Genomic DNA, 21,850 nt, shown 5'->3' with positions numbered 1-21,850 from the left:
CTCACCGGCCGGTGGCCGTGAAGCGGCCGCTCGGCTCGCCGTGGAGACGGCCGTACGGGAGCCTGCGGCCGAAGGCGAGCAGGAGGAGGTCCTGGGCGGCGCCGTACACGGGGGCCCCGGAACCGTAGGACCAGTCCATGTCCTCGGCGCACAGCCGCACCCCGCGAAGGTCGACGCCGAAGAACTTCAGGCCACGGGGCCTGATGTCGTCGAGCAGGACCCGCAACCGGTCTTCAGGGACCCGTCGGCCGAGCCCGAGGGCGACGGTGACGTCCAGGCCGTGCACCACGTCATGGCCGAGCGCCGCCACGAACCCGCCGACCGGCGGCGTCCAGGGATGGCGGGCGTTGTCGCGCAGAAAGGCGCTGAGCTCGGCCGGGGAGTGGGCGGCCGCGTCCCTGCGGGCGACGCGGTCGGTCATGCGGTGCAGGTTGCCGCGGGCCTTGGCCAGTTCGCCCAGGGTGACGGGCAGGGAGAGCCGGAACCCCATCGACATGTGGGCGACGACCTCGCGCACCCGCCATCCCTCGCACAGGCTGGGCACGTCCCACGCCTCGGCCGGCAGGCTGTCGAAGAGGTCGGCCAGTTCCCGGCGTTCCGCCGCGATGGCGGCCCTGACGACCGAGGCATCCGTCGCGTTGCGGCCCGTCACGTCGTCATCCGTCGCGGTGCCGTCCATCGCGTCGCCATCCGTCGCGTTGCGGCCCGTCGCATTGCCGCCCGTCGCTTTGTGGTGCATGGGATCAAGCGTGCGGGCGGCCGATCCATATTTCCAATAGACAGTTGTGCTGCTACCTAGCATTGCCGCTTATGGAACTTCGCCAGCTGCGCTACTTCGTGACCGTCGTCGAAGAAGGCGGCTTCACGCGCGCAGCCGCCCGTCTGCACCTCGCCCAGCCCGGCCTGAGCGCCCAGATCCGCCAGCTGGAACAGGAGCTGGGGCAGCCCCTCCTCGACCGCTCCCGCCGCTCGGTGACGCTCACCGAGACGGGCCGGGCCGTCCTGCCGTACGCCCGGGCCGCGCTGGCCGCCGCCGATGCGGTACGGCAGACCGCCGACGCGTACACGGGGCTCCTGCGCGGCCGCGTCTCCCTCGGCCTGGTCTCCGGAGCCACGGGCCACGCCTTCGACATCGCCTCGCTCCTCGCCGACTTCCACGACGCCCACCCCGCCCTGGAGGTCGCCCTCACCGAGGACACCTCGGAGCGGATGCAGGCCGCAATCCTGGCCGGCGAGCTCGACATCGCCCTCCTCGGACCCACCGACGAAGTGCCCCCGCCCGGCCTGTCCCTCCACACCGTCATCGACGTCCCGCTGGCCGTCGTCGCCGCACCCGGGGACCCGCTCCTCACCCCCGGCGACCGTACGAGCGTCCCCCTCGCCGAACTGCGCGACCGCGCGCTGATCTGCCTGCCACGCGGCACCGGGGTACGCGCGGCACTCGAACGCGCCTGCACCCGGGCCGGCTTCCGCCCCCACGTCGCCTTCGAGGCGGCGGCACCCCCCGTGCTCGCCCAGCTCGCCGCCCGGGGCCTGGGCGTCGCCGTACTCCCGGCCGGCGAGGACGACGGCCCCGCGCCGGACGGCGACGGAGCCCTGCGGACCCTGACCATCGTCCGCCCCGCGATCCGCGCCCGCATCGCCCTCGCCTGGCGCGCCACCGGCCCCACGAGCCCTGCAGCCCGCGCCCTGCTCGACCGCCTCCGCGCGGCCCTGCCCACGGCCCCCGGGGGTTTTCCCCCTTCGCGGCCCGGGGGGTCGCTCCATACCCCGGCGACGCGGCCAACGAGCATGATCCACCCATGACTTCACGACGAACGAGAATGCGGCGCATTGCGGCTGGTGCGGCGGTCCTGGGCAGCGTGTCCGCCCTGGTCGCTCCGGCGTCGGCGTCGGCGGCCGGCTCCCGCGGCGGGTCGGCACAGGGCGGGGCCGTCGTCTCCGTCGAACGGGCGACCGACCTGACGGCGGAAGAAGTGGCCGGGCAACTCCGGGGACAGATCGACACGTCCTCGGTCCGCTACGGCGTGACCGCCTATCGGGTCACCTACCGCACCACCGACAGCACGGGCGCCCCCACGACCGCGAGCCAGCTCGTCGTCCTGCCCAAGAACGGGGCACGCCACCTGTCCCCCGTCTCCTGGCTGCACGGCACCACCGCCTACCGCAAGGACGTCGCCTCGGAGAACCCGAAGTCGACCGACCGGCTCACCGCGCTGCTCTTCGCCTCGACCGGACGCGCCGTTTCGGCGCCCGACTACGTCGGCCTCGGCTCGGGCGAGGGCTTCCACCCCTACGGCGACCCCCGGGCCACGGTCGCCGCCTCGGTGGACGGCCTGCGCGCGGCCCGTACCGTCGCCCACCGCCACGGCCGCGAGCTGAAGCGGAAGGTCCAGGTCAGCGGCTTCTCGCAAGGCGGCCCCGCCACCATGCTGATGGGCCGCGCACTTCAGCAGGAGGGCGCCGACCCCTACTTCCGGCTCGGGGCACTCGCCCCGGTCAGCGGCCCCTACAACCTCTCGGCCTTCGAGGCCGCCGCGGCCGACGACAAGATCGCCAAGTCCGGCATCTACCTCGCCTACTTCGCCACCGCGTGGAACCGGATGTACGGCCTCTACTCATCACCGAGCGACGCCTTCCGCTCCCCCTACAACTCGAAGGTGGAAGCCCTCTTCGACGGCCACCACACCACCGGACAGATCGTCGGCGCGCTTCCGGCAGCCTCCAAGGACCTGTTCACCGAGGACTTCCTCAACAAGGTCCGCAAGCCCGACGGCGTCCTGAAGGACAGGCTCCGCCCGATGGACAACACCTGCAACTGGCGACCGAACGTCCCGGTCCAGATCTTCCACGGCCGAGGCGACAAGGACGTCGACTTCGGCCACGCCACGTACTGCGCCGACCAGCTGACGAAGAACGGCGCCGCACACCGGCTGACCGACGTCGGCGACTACGACCACAACGAAACGGTGCGGCAGGCCCTGCCCCGCATCGTCAGGTTCTTCGACGAGACCGCGTAAGGCCGATCCGTCGGGTGCGCGAAGCGATCAGAAAGCTTTGATCCTGGTCGGAGTTCCATCCGGGGCGAACGAGTGGTGGAACGTGAAGGCGTCCGGCGCGGAGCCGTGGTCGTGGAGGTACTCCAGCTTGGTAACCCCCTCCTGCCAGGTGGGTATCGCCTCGCCGGAGACCCACCAGAACACGTGGCTCGGGTGTTTCCTCTTCTCGAACCAGTCATGACGCCTGTTCAGCGCCTTACGGTGCATGCCGGTGTAGATGGCATCGAAGGCGGAACGCAGGTCGGTCCAGAGCGAGAGGGACGCGGCCAGGGCCGTGGTCTCCGCTGTACGCCCCTTGCCGTACCAGGTGGGTACGGCGAACTTCCCCCATGCACCCCAGTCCAGGTCGAAGTGCGATCCCCGCTCGCCTTCCCCCGCCACAGCATGACCGAGGTACCCCGGGTGCTGGCTTATCTCCTGGTAGGCGACCTCACCCATGTCGTGGAATTCCTGCGTGAGAGGTGTGGGATCGGCGAGAGGTGACTTCAGAACGCCGAACGTGTACAGCGCAAGACGGGCCATGTATCGCTCCCTGGTTGGAAGGAACTCCTGTGCGAGCGACCGTGGGTGATCGCCGAGGACCAGGGGGAAGGTAGCGGCCTCCGCCAGCCTTGTCGAAGTTGCGTTTTCCCTGTTCAAGTGGCCTGCGGAATAGGCCCGGACCAGGTAGGGCGAACCCGGCGGCCCAGGGCATGAGCCGGGGTCGTTGCGCAAGGGCCTCCGTCGTATGGGAAATGCGAACACCCCCGAAGGCTTTACGGCCTTCGGGGGTGGAGGACGGCGGAGGCAGGGGCAGGGGTAGGGGTAGGGGTCGCGGTCGCTACGCCGGGGACTTCGCCGGCCCGGTCGCGTGCTCGGGTTCGAGTACGAAGACCGGGATCACGCGGTCGGTCTTCTCCTGGTACTCGGCGTACGGCGGATACGCGGCCACCGCGCGCTCCCACCACTGGGCCCTCTCGTCCCCGGTGACCTCACGGGCGATCATCCGTCGGCGTTCGGGACCGTCCTGGACCTCCACCTGCGGGTCGGCCTTGAGGTTGAAGTACCAGACCGGATGGCGCGGGAAACCGCCCTTCGAGGCCACCGCCGCGTACCGTCCCTCGTGCTCCACACGCATCAGCGGAATCTTGCGGATCTTGCCGCTCTTCGCGCCGCGCATCGTGACAATGACGACCGGCAGGCCCGTGTCCCAGAGCGTCGTGCCCTGCGTGCCCCCGGAACTCTCGTACAGCTCGACTTGTTCGCGCACCCACTGCGCCGGACTCGGCTCGTACTCGCCTTCAAGAGGCATCGAGGTCACCCCATTGTCGTGGTCGATCGTGGTGGTCGTGGTCGATCGTCGTGGTTGGGTTTCGCGTATGGGCTATGCCCCCGTTGCTCGCAAAGAGAGCTCGGGGGCCGGAGCTCGGACTTCCCGTGCGGGTGGTGATGGTGGCTGAGGTCAGAACTTTGGCTGGCTACGAGGGGAGGGGTGGGGGGCGCGGGCCGGTTCCCGGTCTGCGGGTGGGTTTGAGGTTGGCCGCCGTTCTCGTGCCGTCGCGGATGCGGGTGCGTGAGGAGACCGCGCCGTGGGTTCGTGGCTGAGGGGGAGCTGGCTGCTGCCGCGATGTGGCTGACGCCGGTGGAGACGCTCCGCTCGTGTCACGTGTGATGGGGCTGAGCGTCCGACTGCAGACCGCGGCGGGCGAGCGCTCCAACGAATTCCATCCAGGAGGCGGCGGAAACACTCACCTCCGGGCCGGGTATTCGCTTCGAATCGCGGATGCGTATGCCGTCCCGGGGCACGCCACACACTTCGACGCAGTTATCGCCAGGGATGTTGCTATAACTGGACCTGTACCAGGTCCGCTTGCGGTTCACAGTTCCTCCAACAGGTTCGAGATGAAACGCCCCGAGTCGCTTGGACTGAGGGCGACTTGTTGGATCAGCGAAAGGCCGTGCACGACGAGCCGGACCCGTTCAGCGTCGGTTACGAGCACACCGGCGAAGCTTCCCTCCTGGTAAGCGATCCGCTCATACCCGGGAAGCTCCATCAAGACGACGGAACCATTGAGCTGGGCCTGGAAGACGTCGGCCGGCACAACCTGGATCGTCACGTTACGCCGGGCCCCGATTGCCAGGAGATGGCGCAGCTGTTCCCTATGGGTCTCGACATCTCCCAGCGGATTCCGCAGGGGCGCCTCACCGATGACGAAGGAAAACGCTGTCGACTGCTTGTCGAGCACGTGCTGACGCCCCAGCCTGACAGCGATCCGCTTGTCGATGGTCTCATCGTCGACCGGCGGCCAGGTCTTGCTGAACAGGGCCCGCGCCGTGCCCTCGGTCTGCAGCAGGCCCGGGATGAGGACCGGCTCACTCGAACTCAGCGCCGTCGCCTCCTCCTCGTAGCGGAAGAAGTCGTGCGCCGCGGGGCGCTGGGGTTCCGGCTGCAGGTACTGGTAGGCGGCCTCCAGCAGGCCGCCCGCCCCGCACAGCTGATCGGCGATCTGCAGGATCCTCAGGCTCGCCCTTCGCCGGCCTTGCTCGATCGACTTGATCAACTCGACGCCGACGCACGCCTCCTTCGCCAGCTCCTCCCGTGAGATGCCCGCTCGCTGGCGCCACCGCTTCAGCTGGTCCCCGCAGTACCGCCAGCCGATCGGCGGCTGGGACTCCAGAGTCATAGGACCACCCCTTCCCATCGCTACTACTCAAAGTAGCCACACGGAAGCACTCCGGCAGCGCAGATCACACGACCCGGTAACTCCACCCCTCATTCCCTCCCGCCAGTGAAGGTTTCTGCAGCCGAACGCTCAGCCACGCCACCACCTGACACGAGCGGAGCGTCTCCACCGGCGCAAGCCACATCGCGGCAGCAGCCAGCTCCCCCTCAGCCACGAACCCACGGCGCGATCTCCTCACGCACCCGCATCCGCGACGGCACGAGAACGGCGGCCAACTCCAAGCCCACCCGCAGACCGGGAACCGACCCGCGCCCCCCACCCCTCCCCTCGTAGCCAGCCAAAGTTCTGACCCGCACCCGCCCACGGACAGGCACCCACAGACAAAGCCCCCGGACAGGAACCCGTCAGGCAGCCCCTACTCCCTCAGCGAGGCCGACAGCGCACGTGCCTCATGTTCCGTCATTCGGGGGGTCTCGTACGGCGCGGCGTTGACCCATCGCTGTGCCAGGCGGGCGATCCGCTCGCCGTACCGCTCCGCCGTAATCAGGTCTCCGCGGGATCCGGCCTGTTCCGGGCCCTGGTCCGCGTGGCTCTGGCTCATCAGGCCCAGCCACGAGCCCAGCCGGTTGATGTCGTCGCGGGAGCCGCCGCTCCAGTTGTTGCCGGGCATGTCGCCGACGCCTATCCACTGCATGCCCAGTTGCGCGCCGAAGATCGCCAGCTGTTCCAGGACCGCCAGCTTGTCGCCGCTCTGCGAGGCGGACATGGTGAATCCTCCCGCCAGTTTGTCCTTCCACGCCTGCGTCACGAACGGTGTGAACGCCGCTTCCATGAATGCCTTGAACACCGCCGACACGCTGCCCATCAGCGTCGGGCAACCGAAAACGATCGCGTCGGAGCGGTCGAGCAGCTCCATCACCTCCGCGTCGTGCCAGCGGCCCGCGGTGACGTCCTCGGGCCGGATCTCGACGAGGTGCACCCGGGCGCCGGGCACCAGCCGTGCCCCGTCCGCGAGGTGCTCGGCCAGGACGCGGGTGTGGCCGTGCACCGAGTGGTAGACCACCGTCATCGTGACCACCGGCGCTCCGTGCTCACGGTCAACGTCATTGCTCTGCATTGCGCTTCACTACTTCCGAACTGGTTCGAGCTGCTCCGAGCCGCTTCGAGCCGCTTCAAACTGCTTCGAGCTGCGTCGAACTGCTTCAAACGGCTTCAAGCCGCTTCCGATGGGGATCGCGGGGAATTCCCGCGCGCCCACCCATCCCACCCCGCCCGCACCCCGGCATCAACGCCGAACATCGGCACGCAGCGATCGGTCGCACCGATCGATCGCGTTAGCCTGGCCGCGTGGACAGGATGGAACTGGAAGCATTCGTCGCGGTCGCGGAAGAGCTGCACTTCGGCCGCGCCGCCGCGCGCCTGCACCGGGGGCAGCCCACCGTCAGCGACGCCATCAGGCGACTGGAGAGCAGCCTGGGCGGGCGGTTGTTCCACCGCACGAGCCGCCGCGTGTCCCTGACCGGTCTCGGTGAAGCGCTGCTGCCCGAGGCGCATGCCACCCTGGCCCAGCTGCGTCGCTTCCAGCAGCGTGGGCGTGCCCTGGCCGCCGGCGACGGGGGGCTCACCACCCTCGTCGTCGGCCACGCCGAATACACCGACCATCAGCTGCTGTTGCGCTGCCTGCCGCAGCTGCGCGACCGTTTTCCCGGCGTGACGATCGTGCCCGAGGCCATGCCGACCACGGCCCAGGTCACCGCCTTGCGGGCGGGGACGATCGGGCTGGGCATCGGCTGGGCGACCGGTGACGTCACCGGCGTACGCGCGCGGGTGCTGTCCACGGAGAGGTTCGTGGCGCTCGTACCCGCGGCCCATGCGCTGGCCGGGCGCGCCGAGCTGAGCGCGTACGAACTGTCCACCACCGGCCTGCTCACCTGGCCGCATCAGATCAACAGCGGTCTGTGCGACCGCCTTCTGACCGCCTTCCACATCGGCGGAGCCGATCTGCGCATCATCAGAACCGCCGACAGCGTGCACGCCATCGCCGCTCATGTCGCCGCGGGAACCGGCATCGGCATCACCGTGGAATCCGCGCTCGACCACGAGCCGCCCGGTCTGCGCGTCATCCCCCTCACCGGCCCCTCGACGACCGTCGACCAGGTCGTCCTCACCCCCGCCGAGCCGTCGGAGGCGGCCACGGCGCTGCGCGACCTGCTGCTGAACGCCTCGGCGCTGCTCCCCTGATCCCCCCCCGGCCTCCCCGCCCCCCGGATCCCCCCGCTTACGGCACCAGCACCACCTTTCCCCGTACGCGCCCCGTCTCGCTCAGTTCATGGGCCTTGGCGGCTTCGCTCAGCGGCAGGACCTCCTGGATCTCCGGGCGCAGCCCGCCGTCGCGTACGAGGTCCGCGAGGCCGCTCAGGTCGGCCGGCGTCGGTTCGAGGTAGAACTCGACGAACCGCTTTCCCTCCCGCTCGGCCTGCGCCGTCACCGCCGTACGGTCGATTCCCACGCCCACCACGTCGATGAGGATGCCGCCGGGATTCATGGTGGCCAGCGACCTGGGCCCGTAGTCGTTGCTGACGGTGTCCACGACCACGTCGATGCCGTGCAGGACGGCGGCGAAGTCCGTCACCGTGTAGTCGACGACCTCGTCGGCGCCCAGGGACCGTACGAACGCGTGCTTCTCCGCGCGCGCCGTACCGATCACGTACGCGCCCCGCGCCTTGGCGATCTGTACGGCCAGGTGGCCGACGCCGCCCGCCGCGCCGTGCACCAGCACGCGCATACCTGCCTGCACCTGCGCGATGCTCACCAGGGCCTGCCACGCGGTCAGTCCGGCGATGGGCAGGGCCGCCGCCCGGACGTGGTCGATGACGTCCGGCTTCGCCGCAAGCGACGTCTGCGGTACGACGACGTAATCCGCGTGGCTTCCGCGGGGCGGTATCACCCACCCGAACACCTCGTCACCCGGGCCGAAGGCGTCGGCAGCGGCTCCCGTCGCCGCCACTTCCCCGCTGAACTCGTGCCCCAGCACGAACGGCGGTGCGCCGAACCACTGCACATGCCCGGAACGCACCTTCCAGTCCGCCGGGTTGACGCCTGTGGCGCGCACCCGCACCAGGACCTCGCCGGGCCCGGGGCTCGGGCGCTCGGCCTCCGGGACTTCCCGTACTTCCAGAACTTCAGGACCACCAAGAGAACGCTGACTGATCACTCGCATGGCTTGATCCTTGCGCCACCAGTATCCCTTGTACAGTAGGCACCTTTCCGAAAGGTAGGTACCCAATGGATACTGCCCCCCTGGACACTTCACCCGTGCCCTGGTCCGTGCCGCCCGGCGAGTGTCCCTCGCGGACCGTCGTCGAGGTCCTGGCCAACAAGTGGGTGCTGTACGTGCTGGGAGAGTTGGGCGCGCTGGGCGAAGGGGCGGCACCCCGGCGGTTCAACGAACTGCAGCGCTCCATTCCGGGCATCACGCAGAAGATGCTCACCCAGACCCTGCGCACACTGGAGCGCGACGGCCTCGTCGAGCGCACGGTCTATCCCACGGTCCCGCCGCGGGTCGAGTACGCGCCGACGCCGCTGGGGCGCGAGGCGGGCCGACTGGCCGCCGTCATCGGCCAGTGGGCGCGTTCGCACGTGCACCAGATCGTGGCCGCGCGCGAGACGTTCGACGAGAAGGCCGGCCGGGCGGTCGCTCCCCTGGCATGACCCGAGTGACCCGCCACGGACTGCCGCATCATGGACGCATGGACGCGGAACCCGGCGGCCACCTGCCGCTGCCCGAAGAGTTGTTGCTCCTCTCCTTCCAACCCTCCACCGGCCGCAGGCTGTGCCGTGCACGCTTCCTGCAGTACGGCGTGGCCGGTGCCGTGCTCGCCGAGCTGGCGCTCGGCGGGCACGTGACCGAGGAGCGCGGGCGCGTGGTCGTCACCGGCCCGCTGCCACCCGCCGACCCGCTGCTGGCCGCCGCCCTCGCCGACCTCGCGGCCGAGACCCGCGGCAAGGGGCCCGGCGCCAAAGGGCCGCGGACACGGGCCTGGGTGCGGCGTGCCGGACGGCGGCTGGAGGGGCCGTGGCTCGACCGGCTCGTCGAGCGCGGGGCACTGCGCCGGGAGTCGCGCCGCCTGCTGCGCCTGATCCCCTACCACTGCTTCCCCGCCGGGTCGGTCGACCTCGGCACGCCGGCGCGCATACGCCTCGACGAGGCGCGCCACGCCGACTTCCCCGACCCGCGCTCGCGCGCCCTGGGCGCGCTGCTCGCCGCGATCGACGTGCACAACCGGCTGTACCCGGGCTGGGACGCCCGCCGCACGCGCCGGGCGCTGCGGCGACTGACCCGGCAGGAGTGGCCGGCCGAGGCGGTGTACCGCAATGTGCGGCAGGACAAGTCGTCGGAGAGCTCCAGCGGTTCGGCAGCCGTCTGAACGTCAGCGGCCGCCGGTGGCCGGCAGGCGGCCGGACGAGTCCTGACCGCGCCTTACGAGTAGAGGTTGTCCTTGCTCAGCTCGTGGAAGTGGTCATGGCCGTGGCCGTGGCCGTGGCCGTGCTCGTGGTCGCTGTCCTCGCCCGGCACGTGCGTGTGGGTCACCGGCAGTGAGGAGTCCGCCGAGAGGTCCCAGGAGGACGCGGCGCGGCCGCGGGCCACCATTTCCGCGCCCAGGGCCGCCACCATGGCGCCGTTGTCGGTGCACAGCTTGGGGCGCGGGACGCGCAGCGTGATGCCGGCGTCCTCGCAGCGGCGTTCGGCCATGGCCCGCAGGCGGGTGTTGGCGGCGACGCCGCCGCCGATCATGAGGTGGTCGACGCCGTGGTCCTTGCAGGCGCGGACGGCCTTGCGGGTGAGGACGTCGACGACCGCCTCCTGGAAGGAGGCCGCCACGTCCGCCACGGGCACGTTCTCGCCGGCCGCGCGCTTGGCCTCGATCCAGCGGGCCACGGCGGTCTTCAGGCCGGAGAAGGAGAAGTCGTAGACCGGGTCGCGCGGGCCGGTCAGGCCGCGCGGGAAGCGGATCGCGTCGGGGTCGCCCTCGCGCGCGTACCGGTCGATGACCGGGCCGCCGGGGAAGCCGAGGTTCAGCACGCGTGCGATCTTGTCGAAGGCCTCGCCCGCCGCGTCGTCGATGGTGGAGCCGAGGGGACGGACGTCGGAGGTGATGTCCGGGGCGAGGAGGAGGGAGGAGTGGCCGCCGCTGACCAGCAGCGCCATGGTCGGCTCGGGCAGGGCGCCGTGTTCGAGCTGGTCGACGCAGATGTGGGAGGCGAGGTGGTTCACGCCGTACAGCGGCTTGCCGAGGGCGTACGCGTACGCCTTGGCGGCCGAGACGCCGACCAGCAGGGCGCCGGCGAGGCCGGGGCCGGCGGTGACGGCGATGCCGTCGAGGTCCTTGGCGGTGACGCCGGCCTCCGCCAGCGCGCGCTGGATGGTCGGCACCATGGCCTCCAGGTGCGCGCGACTGGCGACCTCGGGCACGACGCCGCCGAAGCGGGCGTGCTCGTCGACGCTGGAGGCGACGGCGTCGGCCAGCAGCGTGTGGCCGCGGACGATGCCGACACCGGTCTCGTCGCAGGAGGTTTCGATGCCGAGGACGAGGGGTTCGTCAGTCCTGCGAGCCATGGGTCATTCCTTGGACAGCGTTGATCGGATCGGACAGGCGCATGACGAGCGCGTCGACGTTGCCGGGCTGGTAGTAGCCGCGGCGCACGCCCACCGGCTCGAAGCCGAAGCGCTCGTAGAGGCGCTGGGCACGGGTGTTGTCCACGCGCACTTCGAGCAGCACCTCGCGGCAGTCGAAGGCGGTGGCCGTGGTGAGCAGTTCGCTCAGCAGGCGGGCGCCGAGGCCGGTGCTCCAGTGCTCCCGGTCCACGGCGATGGTCTGCACGTCGCCGGTGCGGTCGACGGCGGCGAGGCCGGCGTAGCCGACGATGCGGGCGGCGCCCGCGCCGTCGGTGGTCTCGGCCACGACGTAGCGGCGGTTGGCGTGGGCACCGCGCGCGTGGGCCAGCTCGGACCAGAACAGGCCCTTGGACCAGGCGTCGTCCGGGAAGAGCGCACGCTCCAGTTCCAGCACCGGGGCGATGTCCCACCAGCGCATGTCGCGGACGCGCACTGCGGTGCCGGTCACTGCGGCGTGACCACCTTGTAGTTGGCGGGCACCTGGGCGTCGGGGCGGCGCAGGTACAGCGGCCGGTCCGGCAGGAACTCGCCGCCCGTGCGGAGCTTCTCCGCCGCCAGCGCGGCCAGCGCCCCCGCGCTCTGGTGCTGCGGCAGCCCGTCGCGCACGTCGCCGAAGGCGTCCGCGTACAGCACGGCGCCCGCGCCGATCGCCGGCAGGGCCGTCACGTCGGCGGGCAGCTCGGCGGGACGGTCCACGGCGGGCTCGGTGAGGCGCGTACGGGCGTCGGCGTAGCGCGCCCAGTACACCTCCTTGCGGCGGGCGTCCGTCGCCACGACGAACCCGCCCTCCATCCCGGCCTGCCCCGCCGCGTACGCGATGCCGTCCAGCGTGCACAGACCGTGGACGGGCACGGACAGCGCGGCCGCGAACGTCGCGGCGGTCACGATGCCCACCCGCAGACCGGTGTACGGGCCCGGGCCGACGCCCACGACGATGCCGGTCACGGCGTCCAGCGCGGTGCCCGCCTCGCCGAGCACCCGGTGTACGGCGGGCAGCAGCAGCTCCCCGTGCCGGCGGGCGTCGATCTGGGTCGACTCGGCGACGACGGTCTCCCCGTCGTGCAGGGCGACCGTGACGGCGGGGGTGGCGGTATCAAGAGCGAGCAACAGCACGTGACAAGCGTACGGCGCGCCGTGGGAGCTGTGTGGCGCGGGCGGCGGGATGACGGCGCGGCAGGCGTGCGGCACCTGGTGCTACGGTCAGCCGCATAGCCGTACGACGCATCGGGTAAGTCGGTAAGGAGTGTGCGCAGCGTGGCACGCAGCAGCTCGGGGGTCATCGTGGCCGCGCTCACCGCGGCGGCCCTCGCCGGGGTCGGCTTCCTGGCGTACCAGGCGGAGGCCGCGCCCGACCGCCCCGCCGCCGCCCACGCAGCGGGCCAGGGCTCCGGCAAGGGCGCCAAGGGCGACGGCTCCGGAGCCGATGCGGGCAAGGGCAAGGACGCGGCCGGCCAGGGGCAGGCCGCGGCGCCCGACGCGGTGCCGGAGGGCTCCGGGACGGGGCTGCGCGTCGTCTACGCGCTCGCGCAGAAGCGCGTGTGGCTGGTGGGCCAGGACGGCAAGGCCACCCGCACCTTCGAGGTGGCGCCGAGCACGGTCAGCCCGCCGCCCGGCACCTACGCGGTCACCTCGCGCACGCCGACCGTCACCGGCTCCGACGGCACGCCCGTCGAGCACGTGGTGATCTTCCACAAGGACCCGGCCGGGATCGTCTTCGGCTTCAGCGCGGCCGTGGACGGCTCCTCGCCGAACCCGGCGTCGGGGAAGAAGACCGGCGCGATCCGCGAGAAGCCGGCCGACGGGCGGTCGATGTGGGAATTCGCGGTGACGAACACGAAGGTCGTCGTCATTCCGTGACCCGGCGGTCGTGTGACCCGGTGATCCTGTGACCCGGCGGACCCCATGATCCTTTGATCCCGTGACCCTGCGCCCGTGACCTTGTGGCGTCGCCCGTTCGGGCTACGCGGCGTCGCGCTGCTCCTGCGGCGCGTCGGTCGGGGTCTGGGCCGGTTCCGGCGCGCGCGGTGGCGTGGAGACCGCGTCCGCGGCGGCGCAGGAGGCCAGGAGGTCGTGCATCGACGGGGTCCGTTCCGGATCGCGCGGCACGGCGGCAGCGGCGGGGGCAGCGGGCTCGTGGGCCGTCATGGTGCCTCCTGGGGAGCAGAGCGCGGGCACGCAGGCGTAAGTTAGGTAGACCTAACCAAGCCTCCGAACTCCATGTGACCACGCGCGGCACCACGCGCGCAACATTTTGCCGACGGCCTGTCGGAACCCGGTCTCAGGCCAGGGTGGCGAAGTCGGCGTCCGCCCAGCGCGCGCCGATGCCCGTGACCGTGACCGTACGCACGTCGTCGGCCTCGTCGCCCGCGTCCGGGGCGGGGGCGTCCGCGCCCACCGCACGCTCGATCACCACGCGCAGCCGGTCCTCCGAGAGGTCCTCCACCTTGCCGTCGCCCCACTCGACGACCACGACGGACTCGGGGAGGGAGACATCGAGGTCCAGGTCCTCCATCTCGTCCAGGCCGCCGGAGAGGCGGTAGGCGTCGACGTGCACCAGCGCCGGACCGCCCACCAGGGACGGGTGGACGCGGGCGATGACGAACGTGGGCGACGTCACGGCGCCCCGCACGCCGAGGCCCTCGCCGAGACCGCGCGTCAGCGTCGTCTTCCCGGCACCGAGCTCGCCGGAGAGCAGGACGAGGTCACCGGGGCGCAGACACGCGGCGAGGCGGCGGCCCAGGTCGCGCATGGCGTCCGCGGACTTGATCGTCAGCTGGGTGGGTGCGGCGGTGTTCATACCCGCCGATGGTACGGGGTGAGCCACCGCCTGTGGCCTGCGGCGGGTCTCTCCCCCACCCCGCCCCTTCCCGGAACCGGGGCTCCGCCCCGGACCCCGCAGCAGGCTCCGCCCGGTGGCCTCGAACTCCCCCGGCGAACTCCCCCGGTCACCGCCGGGACGTGGCCCCGGCCGGGCCGGAGCACCCGCCGCGCCGGCGGCCCGTCAGCAACCCCTCAGCGACCCGTGCGCCGCGCCGCAGGGCGGCTCGCCGCCGTCGCCGCCGTCGCCGACTGCAGCAGCGCCGCCAAGTGCCTCTGCACGAGCTCGGGCCGTTCCAGCATCACCAGGTGTCCCGCCCCGGGGACGACGACCAGCTCCGCCGCGTCCGGCAGCGCCTCCGCGATCGTCTCGCTGTGCGAGGCCGGCGTGATCAGGTCCTTCTCGCCCGCCAGCACCAGCACCGGGACGTCCTCGAACGCCGCCAGCGCCGCCAGCTTGTCGTGTTCGCCGAAGGCCGGGTAGAAGGCGGCGACCACGTCGACGGGCGTGGCCTCGATGAGGCGCTCGGAGAAGCGGGCGACCGCCGGGTCGACGTCCTTGGGGGAGCCGAAGGAGTAGCGGCGGATGATGCCGGCGAGCAGGTCGGCCGTGGCCCGGCGGCCCTTCTCGACGAGTTCCGTCTGCACGGACATCAGCTTGAACGCCCCCGGCAGGACCGTGCGCCGCAGGACGTTCATGCCGGCCGCCGGCAGCCCGTAGGTGACGTCGGAGAGCCGGCCCGAGGACGTGCCGACGAAGGCCGCGCCGACGACGCGCTCCGCGATCAGGTCCGGGTACTGGGCGGCCAGCGCCATCGTCGTCATGCCGCCCATGGAGTGGCCGACGAGGACCAGCGGCCCGTCGGGGGCCGCGGCGTCGATCACGGCCTTCAGGTCGCGGCCGAGCAGGTCGATGCTGACGGGGGTGGCGGCCGGGGCGCGCCCGGAGCGGCCGTGGCTGCGCTGGTCCCAGAAGACGGCGCGCACGCCGGCCTCGCGCAGGGCGGCGCGCTGGAAGTGCCAGGAGTCCTGGCCGAGGCAGTAGCCGTGGCTGAAGACGACGGTCAGCGGCGGCGCGGCCGGCCGGCGGCCGAGGAGCCCGGCGATGCCGCCGCGCGCCGGGGTGTCCGCGGCCGGTTCGTCGACCTCGTAGTACAGCGGGGTGCCGTCCTCGGCCACCGCCGTGCCGGGGCGGCCGCGCAGGGTGCCGTACGGGCCGGTGGAGTCGAGGGCGAGGCGGGCCTTGCGGCGTATGCCGCGGCCGACGGTCAGGCGTTCGACGGCCACGCCGACCGCGGCTCCCGCGGCCAGCACCCCGACCGCCGTGCCCGCCGCACCGGCACCGCGTCGCCACGCGGCGGCGCCGATGCCGGCGACGCCGGCCTTCATCGCCCCGGTCGTGCTGCCGTCGCCGCCCTCGCTCATGTCAGGCCCCCGTGTCGTCCGCGGTGTCCGCACCCGTGTCCGGATCCGTCTCCCCGAGATAGACGCGGGGTACGCGTGCGGAGATGCGGGTGACGACTTCATAGGCGATGGTTCCGGTCGCCCGGGCCCAGTCCTCGGCGGTCGGTTCTCCCCGGTCACCGGGGCCGAAAAGCACCGCTTCGTCCCCTGGTGCGGCGCTGTCGCCGCCCAGATCGACGACGAACTGGTCCATGGCGACGCGCCCCGCGACCGTGCGCCACTTGCCTCCCACCAGCACCGGACCGGTGCCGGAGGCCGCGCGCGGGATGCCGTCCGCATATCCGACCGGAACCAGCGCCAGCGTCGTCTCGCCCGGCGTGGTGTACGTCAGCCCGTACGACACCCCGTGCCCGCCCGGCACCCGCTTGACCGAGGCGAGGGACGCCGACAGCGTCATGATCGGCCGCAGGCCCAGCTCCTCGGGGCTGCCCACCTCCGGGCTCGGCGAGATCCCGTACATGGCCACGCCGGTACGGACGAGGTCGAAGTGCGCCTCGGGGAGCGTGAGGGTGGCCGGCGAGTTCGCGATGTGCCGCACCTCCGGGTCCAGGCCCTGGGCGCGCGCATAGGCGACCGCGTCCGTGAAGACGCGCAGCTGCGCCTCGATCGAGGGGTGACCCGGCTCGTCGGCGCACGCGAAGTGCGACCAGATGCCGGTGACCTTCACCAGGCCCGCGTCCTCGGCGGCACGCGCCGCCGCGACCAGGGCCTCCCAGTCGCCGGGCTGGCAGCCGTTGCGCCCCAGACCGGTGTCGATCTTGAGCTGGACGCGGGCGGTCAGCCCGGTGCCGGCGATCGCCGCCGTCAGCTCCTCCAGCGCCCACAGGCCGCTGACCGAGACGTCGATGTCCGCCTCCACGGCCTCGCGCCACGGATCGCCGGGCGTCCACAGCCAGCACATCAGCCGGCCGGTGTCGCCCGCGGCGCGCAGCGCCAGCGCCTCGTGCGGCGTGGCCGTACCCACCCACCGGGCACCGGCCTGCCGGGCCGCGCGCGCACACGGCACGGCGCCGTGCCCGTACGCATTCGCCTTCACGACGGCCATCAGCTGCGCGCGGGGGGCGCGGGCACGCAGGGCACGGACGTTCGCCCGCAGGGCGGCCAGGTCGACCACTGCCCGGGCACGCATCGGAGCCTTCGGTGTCTCACTCATCGCAGCCAGTCTCTCAGGCTGCTTCCGCTTGGTCCCACCCCTGGGTGGTGTCGCCGACGGGGCGCAGGGGGAGGCTGTGCCCCATGAGGACTGGCTACAGCGTCGAGACCGTACGGGCCGCCGAGCGCGCACTCATGGCCGAACTGCCCGAGGGCGCCCTGATGCAACGCGCCGCCGCCGGGCTCGCCGCGGCCTGCGCGGACCTCCTCGGCCGGGTGTACGGCGCACGCGTCGCGCTCCTCGTCGGCAGCGGCGACAACGGCGGCGACGCGCTGTACGCCGGGGCCCGGCTGGCCCGGCGCGGCGCGGGCGTCACCGCCGTACTCCTGGCCCCCGACCGGGCCCACCCCGGCGGCCTGCACGCCCTGCGCACGGCGGGCGGGCGCATCGTCACGGGCACGGACGGGGGCGTACGGGCCGTCGGGCGCGCCGACCTCGTCGTCGACGGCATCGTCGGCATCGGCGGCAAGGGCGGCCTGCGGCCGGACGCCGAGGAACTCGTGCGCGCCGCCGAGGGCGCCCTCGTCGTCGCCGTCGACCTGCCCAGCGGCGTCGACGCCGACACCGGCGAGGTACGGGGCGCGGCGGTACGGGCGGACGCGACCGTCACCTTCGGCGCGTACAAACCCGGGCTGCTGGTCGACCCCGCCCGCGAACACGCCGGGGCCCTGCGGCTCGTCGACATCGGCCTGCGGCCGTGGCTGCCCGCCGACCCCGACATCGAAGCGCTCCAGCACGCGGACGTGGCCCACCTGCTGCCGCGGCCCGCGGCGGAAAGCGACAAATACCGGCGCGGCGTCGTCGGCATCGTGGCCGGCTCCGCCCGCTACCCGGGCGCCGCCGTCCTCGCCGTCGCCGGCGCCCTCGCCGGCGGCGCCGGCGCCGTGCGCTACGCCGGGCCCGCGGCCGACGCGGTCATCGCCCGCTTCCCCGAGACGCTCGTGACCACCGGCCCGCCCTCCAAGGCCGGACGCGTCCAGTCCTGGGTCGTCGGCCCCGGCCTCGGCGACGGCGCGGAAGCCGAGCGGGCACTCGCGGACGTCCTGGCCTCCGACGTCCCCGCCCTCGTCGACGCGGACGGCCTCCGCCTCCTCGACCCCGCGGCGGTCCGCTCCCGCACGGCCGAAACCGTCCTGACCCCGCACGCCGGCGAGGCGGCGGCCCTGCTCGGCCTCACCCGCGAAGAAGTCGAATCGGCCCGCGTCGAGGCGGCAGGCGCCCTGGCCGACCGCTTCGGCGTGACGGCCCTGCTCAAGGGCTCGACAACACTGATCACCACCCCGGGCGCGCCCCTGCGGGTCAACCCGACGGGCACCCCCTGGCTGGCGACGGCGGGCAGCGGCGACGTCCTGTCGGGCCTGACGGGCTCCCTCCTGGCCGCGGGCCTGCGCGGCCACGACGCGGCGTCGGTGGCCGCCTACCTCCACGGCCTGGCGGCCCGCCGCCTGGGAGCGGCACCGATCACGTCGGTGGCGGTGGCGGAGCGGCTGCGGGAGGTGTGGCGGGACGTGGCGCAGGAGTGACGGTGGTGGGCGGACGGTGGGTTCGTCCCCGGTCCCGCCCTTTCACCGTTTCCGAGGGGGCCTCCGCCCCCTCGCACCCCCGGGACGGCGCCGCTCAGGCCGTGGACGTGGGTTTCGGGCTCTCCCGGAGGGAGACCGACGAGCCCTCCGGAAGGGCGTCGGTGCCGACGACGGGGCCGGAGTGGACGACCGTCACGTCGAGAGGGCGCCCCAGGTCGCCCAGAGGCGTCAGGTCGACCGACTCCGTGCTGTCCCACCGCATGGCGATGCCCAACCGCTCCAGGCCCGGATACGCACCGGGCAGGTGGACCAGCCCCTCGACGTGCTGGGGATGCCCCAGCTGCAGGTGCTTCACCGTCGGCAACGGCTCCACTTCCTGCAGCCGACGCAAGTCCTCCCTGTTGGCCTGCAGCTTCCTCAGGCAGGGCAGCGTGCCGAGGCCGAGTTCCTCCCTGGCCACGCCGTGGTCGTAGTAGGTGACCTCTTCGAGAGACGGATGGTGGTGCACAGCCGACAGGTCCACCCCGTAGGTCCGGCCGGCACTCACGACGAGAGTCCGCAGTCCCGGTGGCGGGACGAGCGCCTGTGGCCGCCCCTGCCGGAACCGGGTGGGGTACATGTACAGGCCCAGGTAGTGGAGCCTGTGCATGCCGGCCACGGCCTCCAGGTCGTCGGGCGGCACTTCGAGAGCGAAGTGGAGCTCTTCCAGCGATTCGCTGTTCAGCTCGGCCAGGTCGGCCAGGTGGGAGACCGTGCTGCTCGTGTAGACGTTGAGCACCTGGAGCGGCGGCCGCGCCGTCAAGACACGTAAATCGAATGTCTCCCGCATGTCCGCCAGGCTCAGGTGCCGCAGCGCCGGCGTGAACAGCAGGTCCAGCTGCTCGTCCGACGGGTGTCCCCGGAACTCCACCCGCGGCCTTCCGCCCATGCGCCGCAGCGCCTGGAGGTGCGCGGTCGTCTTGGCGGTGAAGCGGAGTTCGGAACCGGCCTCGTCCATGTAGGGGATCCGGCTGACCACCGCGTCCGCGTAGTGCTCCGCGTCGAAGCGGTCCCACGACCACACCAGCTGCGCCCGTACCTGCCGGTACGGGTGCCCCGCATACCGCGCCAGCAGCGGAATAGCCCGGTCGTCGCCAATCGTCGTCGCCGTCACGACCACCGCGTGGGCCACCTCGTCCGGCAGGCCCTCCGGGCCCGGGAGGAGGTCCAGGACGACGTCGCCCGCCTCCGCCAGGGCCTTCGCCGATTCGACGTCCCGGGGCGGGACGAGTTCCGCCGCCGCGCGCTCGACCTTCGTACGGACCGCCGGGTCGACCTCCGTCGCGTGTTCCAGGCAGGCCGCCGCGAGCAGGTGCAGCCGGTGGCGGTTCGTGTCCTCCTTTTCGCCGCGTTCCAGCAGCATCCCCAGCAGTTCCGCCCGCGCCCGCGGGGGCGCGTGGCCGACTGCCATGCGCAGGACGTCCTCCCATTGCGCGTCGTGCGCGTTGTTGACGAGGAGGTCGAAGTCCCAGTCCTCGACGGCCGCCTGGGCGCCCAGGTAGTCCTGGAAGGTGCGGTGGACGAAGTCGAGGGTCTCGGCCGTGGGGCGGCGCAGGAGGCCGCTGCGGACGACGAGGTGGCGCAGGATGTCCTCGGCGGTGCCGAGGGCGGCGACGGCCGGCATGGCGGGGAGGGCGCGGTCGAGGATTTCGACGGCCTTGTGCCATTCGATCTCGGAGCGGCCGTTGCGGATGAGCCAGTAGGCGATCTTCTGCAGGAGCGCGGTCTGGGCCTGTTCGAGGGCGGGGCCTTCGAGGCCGGCGACGATGTCGCGTTCGCGGTCGCGGCGGATGAGGAGCAGGTCGAGGGCGGCGCGGTAGAGCTCCATGCGGCCGTGGGGGAGGTAGCCGCGGCGGGCGCGGTTGAGGGCGCAGATCAGGGCGCACATGAGGGGGTTGGTGGCGAGCCGGCCAAGGTCGCGGGTGGCGACGACGGCGGCGGAGAGGGTGTCGCGGAAGGCGCGCAGGTGTGCGTCGTGCTGCGCGCCCGCGGCGTCGTGCCAGCGGTCGATGAAGGCGAGGACGTCGCCGCGGCTCATGGGCAGGAGTTCGAGTTCGGTGAAGCCGGAGTCGGTGAGCCAGCCTTCGCGGACGGCGGAGGGGCGGGTGGTGATGACGTAGCGGGCGTCGGGGTAGGCGGCGAGGAGGTCCTTGAGCCAGGTCAGGGTGCGGCGGCGGTCGGCTTCGGGGACTTCGTCGACGCCGTCGACGAGCAGCAGGGCGGTGCCTTCGGTGAGGCGGCGTGTGACCCAGCCGCGGGCGGCGGGCAGTCCGGCGAGGGGTCCGGCCGCGGCGGCGAGGAACTCCTCGGGTTGCGGCAGTGCCCCGCGCCGGATGAGGGTGCGCAGCGGCAGGGTGAGGGGGATGCATCCGCTGAGGTGGCCGAGGGCGGGCGGGAGGTCGCCGCGTGCGGTGACGGTGGCGAGCCATTGCAGGAGGGTGGTCTTGCCGGAGCCGGCGACGCCGCGCAGCAGGACGCGGTTGCGGCCGGCGAGTGCTTCTTCGGCGCGTTTGGGCGAGGGCAGGGCGTAGGCGGCGGCGCGGTCGGTGCCGCCCGGGGCGACGTCGGTGCCGGTGAGTTCGAGGCTGAGGTAGGCGGTGTCCAGGGGCCAGGTCTCGCCGTCGCCGTCGGTGAGGGTGAGGCCGATGATGGTGAGTTCGCCGGACTTGCCGATGACGTACTCGCGTAACCGCCGTTCGAATTGCTCGACTTCGAGTTGCTGCTTGGAGGCGAGGGAGCGCGATTGCGGCCGGTCGCCGGCGAGGACGCATTCCTGCAGGAAGCGGAAGTCCTGCCACAGGGTTTCGGCGGGGGTGACGGTCAGGCGGCCGTGGGCCCATCCGCCGGGGTCGGCGTGGACGACGCCGGCGAGGAGGCCGTCCACGAAGACGGCGGCCCCGGACATGCCCGCCCAGGGCGAGGTGCCGTCGCCGGGGGCGGCCGGTGCGCCGTGCGCGCAGTCGAGGACGTACCGGCCGCCGAGGAGGTTGCTGCCGGGTTTGAGGGTGCCGACGAGCTGTTCGCTGTCGAGTTCGCCGGCCCGGTCGCGCTGGACGTGGGGGTAGCCGATGGCGTGTGCGCCCGGCCAGGCCCGCAGGTCGTACGCGCGTCCCCACACCAACGGCTCGAAGTGTTCGGCGACTTCCTCGTCCACCAGGTCGCGGTCGGCGACGAGCAGGGCGACGTCGCAGCGGCGGTTGTCGTCGCGTGCCCAGACCACGCGGCAGCGCGCCTTGCCGGTGCCGCCGGGGACGATCACCGCCGGTTCGGTGCAGCCGGCGACGACGTGGGCCGCGGTGAGCACGAGTCTCGGTGTCAGCAGATACCCACTGCCTTGGCTGCTGCCGAGCACCGCCGCGATGCGTTCCCTTGCCGGGTGCACTCCCCCGCCCCCTTCGCCTGTGCCGTACCGCCGGGCTTGAGGTGACGATACGGCAGCGGGGCGAGGGGGGAAG

22 protein-coding genes are annotated in these 21,850 nt (G+C 72.4%); 7 read left to right on the top strand and 15 right to left on the bottom strand.

Going from position 1 to position 21,850, the window contains the following annotated elements; genetic code table 11:
• Nucleotide 1: 1 nt before the first annotated feature.
• Nucleotides 2–679 (bottom strand): maleylpyruvate isomerase family mycothiol-dependent enzyme, encoded by a 678-nt coding sequence (locus AC27L3_RS14205; RefSeq protein ID WP_487234408.1) that lies wholly within the window; start codon nucleotides 677–679, stop codon nucleotides 2–4.
• A 131-nt stretch (nucleotides 680–810) separates the two neighbouring features.
• Here AC27L3_RS14205 and AC27L3_RS14200 point away from each other — a divergent pair, with 131 nt between their 5' ends.
• Together AC27L3_RS14200 and AC27L3_RS14195 are read left to right on the top strand one after the other, a co-directional pair.
• Nucleotides 811–1,806, top strand: a complete 996-nt coding sequence (locus AC27L3_RS14200) for a LysR family transcriptional regulator (RefSeq protein WP_487234362.1) — start codon at nucleotides 811–813, stop codon at nucleotides 1,804–1,806.
• Nucleotides 1,803–3,020, top strand: coding sequence for an alpha/beta hydrolase family protein (locus AC27L3_RS14195; RefSeq protein WP_487234361.1), 1,218 nt, complete (start codon nucleotides 1,803–1,805; stop codon nucleotides 3,018–3,020). Before AC27L3_RS14200 ends, AC27L3_RS14195 begins: the two co-directional genes overlap by 4 nt.
• 27 nt (nucleotides 3,021–3,047) lie before the next feature.
• Here the strand turns inward: AC27L3_RS14195 and AC27L3_RS14190 are convergent, their stop codons facing one another.
• The 5 genes from AC27L3_RS14190 to AC27L3_RS14170 all read right to left on the bottom strand — a co-directional run bounded on the left by AC27L3_RS14190 (nucleotide 3,048) and on the right by AC27L3_RS14170 (nucleotide 6,791).
• The gene (locus tag AC27L3_RS14190; RefSeq protein WP_487234407.1) at nucleotides 3,048–3,581 is read right to left on the bottom strand and encodes a DUF3291 domain-containing protein; all 534 of its coding nucleotides are present in this window, start codon (nucleotides 3,579–3,581) and stop codon (nucleotides 3,048–3,050) included.
• 298 nt (nucleotides 3,582–3,879) lie between these two features.
• Nucleotides 3,880–4,350: a nitroreductase family deazaflavin-dependent oxidoreductase gene (locus tag AC27L3_RS14185; protein WP_487234360.1), complete on the bottom strand. Its 471-nt coding sequence runs from the start codon at nucleotides 4,348–4,350 to the stop codon at nucleotides 3,880–3,882.
• A 350-nt stretch (nucleotides 4,351–4,700) separates the two neighbouring features.
• A complete protein-coding gene (locus tag AC27L3_RS14180; RefSeq protein ID WP_487234359.1) occupies nucleotides 4,701–4,919 on the bottom strand; it encodes a DUF397 domain-containing protein in 219 nt (72 codons plus the stop codon).
• Nucleotides 4,916–5,722, bottom strand: coding sequence for a helix-turn-helix domain-containing protein (locus AC27L3_RS14175; RefSeq protein WP_487234358.1), 807 nt, complete (start codon nucleotides 5,720–5,722; stop codon nucleotides 4,916–4,918). The genes AC27L3_RS14180 and AC27L3_RS14175 overlap by 4 nt, the downstream gene beginning before the upstream one ends.
• A 415-nt stretch (nucleotides 5,723–6,137) precedes the next feature.
• A complete protein-coding gene (locus tag AC27L3_RS14170) occupies nucleotides 6,138–6,791 on the bottom strand; it encodes a flavodoxin family protein (protein ID WP_487234406.1) in 654 nt (217 codons plus the stop codon).
• A 287-nt stretch (nucleotides 6,792–7,078) separates the two neighbouring features.
• Between AC27L3_RS14170 and AC27L3_RS14165 the strand changes: the two genes are divergently transcribed.
• Nucleotides 7,079–7,963 carry a LysR family transcriptional regulator gene (locus AC27L3_RS14165; protein ID WP_487234405.1) on the top strand — a complete coding sequence of 295 codons (885 nt, stop codon included), beginning with the start codon at nucleotides 7,079–7,081 and terminating at the stop codon, nucleotides 7,961–7,963.
• A 37-nt stretch (nucleotides 7,964–8,000) separates the two neighbouring features.
• Here the strand turns inward: AC27L3_RS14165 and AC27L3_RS14160 are convergent, their stop codons facing one another.
• A complete protein-coding gene (locus AC27L3_RS14160; RefSeq protein WP_487234357.1) occupies nucleotides 8,001–8,942 on the bottom strand; it encodes an NADP-dependent oxidoreductase in 942 nt (313 codons plus the stop codon).
• Nucleotides 8,943–9,007: 65 nt separating this feature from the next.
• On the opposite strand from AC27L3_RS14160, the gene AC27L3_RS14155 reads away from it, so the two are divergent.
• Both AC27L3_RS14155 and AC27L3_RS14150 read left to right on the top strand, forming a co-directional pair.
• Nucleotides 9,008–9,433, top strand: a complete 426-nt coding sequence (locus AC27L3_RS14155; RefSeq protein WP_487234356.1) for a winged helix-turn-helix transcriptional regulator — start codon at nucleotides 9,008–9,010, stop codon at nucleotides 9,431–9,433.
• A 38-nt stretch (nucleotides 9,434–9,471) separates the two neighbouring features.
• The gene (locus AC27L3_RS14150; protein WP_487234355.1) at nucleotides 9,472–10,149 is read left to right on the top strand and encodes a GOLPH3/VPS74 family protein; all 678 of its coding nucleotides are present in this window, start codon (nucleotides 9,472–9,474) and stop codon (nucleotides 10,147–10,149) included.
• 53 nt (nucleotides 10,150–10,202) lie between these two features.
• On the opposite strand, the gene tsaD is transcribed toward AC27L3_RS14150, so the two are convergent.
• The 3 genes from tsaD to tsaB are packed head-to-tail and all read right to left on the bottom strand — an operon-like array spanning nucleotide 10,203 to nucleotide 12,512.
• The gene (gene tsaD, locus AC27L3_RS14145; RefSeq protein WP_487234354.1) at nucleotides 10,203–11,339 is read right to left on the bottom strand and encodes a tRNA (adenosine(37)-N6)-threonylcarbamoyltransferase complex transferase subunit TsaD; all 1,137 of its coding nucleotides are present in this window, start codon (nucleotides 11,337–11,339) and stop codon (nucleotides 10,203–10,205) included.
• Entirely contained in the window at nucleotides 11,323–11,817 is a 495-nt protein-coding gene (gene rimI, locus AC27L3_RS14140; RefSeq protein ID WP_487234404.1) for a ribosomal protein S18-alanine N-acetyltransferase, read from the bottom strand. The genes tsaD and rimI overlap by 17 nt, the downstream gene beginning before the upstream one ends.
• A 26-nt stretch (nucleotides 11,818–11,843) precedes the next feature.
• Nucleotides 11,844–12,512: a tRNA (adenosine(37)-N6)-threonylcarbamoyltransferase complex dimerization subunit type 1 TsaB gene (gene tsaB, locus AC27L3_RS14135; protein ID WP_487234353.1), complete on the bottom strand. Its 669-nt coding sequence runs from the start codon at nucleotides 12,510–12,512 to the stop codon at nucleotides 11,844–11,846.
• A gap of 141 nt (nucleotides 12,513–12,653) precedes the next feature.
• Between tsaB and AC27L3_RS14130 the strand changes: the two genes are divergently transcribed.
• On the top strand, nucleotides 12,654–13,256 hold the full coding sequence (locus AC27L3_RS14130; RefSeq protein ID WP_487234352.1) for a hypothetical protein: 603 nt from the start codon (nucleotides 12,654–12,656) through the stop codon (nucleotides 13,254–13,256).
• Between the two features lie 102 nt (nucleotides 13,257–13,358).
• Here AC27L3_RS14130 and AC27L3_RS14125 read toward each other — a convergent pair whose 3' ends face one another.
• The 4 genes from AC27L3_RS14125 to alr form a co-directional block, all read right to left on the bottom strand.
• Nucleotides 13,359–13,544, bottom strand: coding sequence for a hypothetical protein (locus AC27L3_RS14125; protein WP_487234351.1), 186 nt, complete (start codon nucleotides 13,542–13,544; stop codon nucleotides 13,359–13,361).
• A gap of 133 nt (nucleotides 13,545–13,677) precedes the next feature.
• Nucleotides 13,678–14,196 (bottom strand): tRNA (adenosine(37)-N6)-threonylcarbamoyltransferase complex ATPase subunit type 1 TsaE, encoded by a 519-nt coding sequence (gene tsaE, locus AC27L3_RS14120; protein WP_487234350.1) that lies wholly within the window; start codon nucleotides 14,194–14,196, stop codon nucleotides 13,678–13,680.
• Nucleotides 14,197–14,411: 215 nt separating this feature from the next.
• A complete protein-coding gene (locus tag AC27L3_RS14115; protein WP_487234349.1) occupies nucleotides 14,412–15,641 on the bottom strand; it encodes an alpha/beta fold hydrolase in 1,230 nt (409 codons plus the stop codon).
• Nucleotide 15,642: 1 nt separating this feature from the next.
• Entirely contained in the window at nucleotides 15,643–16,833 is a 1,191-nt protein-coding gene (alr, locus tag AC27L3_RS14110; protein WP_487234348.1) for an alanine racemase, read from the bottom strand.
• Nucleotides 16,834–16,916: 83 nt separating this feature from the next.
• Here alr and AC27L3_RS14105 point away from each other — a divergent pair, with 83 nt between their 5' ends.
• Complete coding sequence (locus AC27L3_RS14105) at nucleotides 16,917–18,356, top strand: NAD(P)H-hydrate dehydratase (protein ID WP_487234347.1); 1,440 nt, start codon at nucleotides 16,917–16,919, stop codon at nucleotides 18,354–18,356.
• Between the two features lie 94 nt (nucleotides 18,357–18,450).
• Here AC27L3_RS14105 and AC27L3_RS14100 read toward each other — a convergent pair whose 3' ends face one another.
• Nucleotides 18,451–21,777 (bottom strand): NACHT domain-containing protein, encoded by a 3,327-nt coding sequence (locus tag AC27L3_RS14100; protein ID WP_487234346.1) that lies wholly within the window; start codon nucleotides 21,775–21,777, stop codon nucleotides 18,451–18,453.
• Nucleotides 21,778–21,850 lie beyond the last annotated feature (73 nt).

The organism is Streptomyces sp. PKA51 (assembly GCF_057552455.1).
The sequence above is the reverse complement of the archived record's forward strand: the minus strand, read 5'-3'. Positions and strand labels throughout refer to the sequence as shown.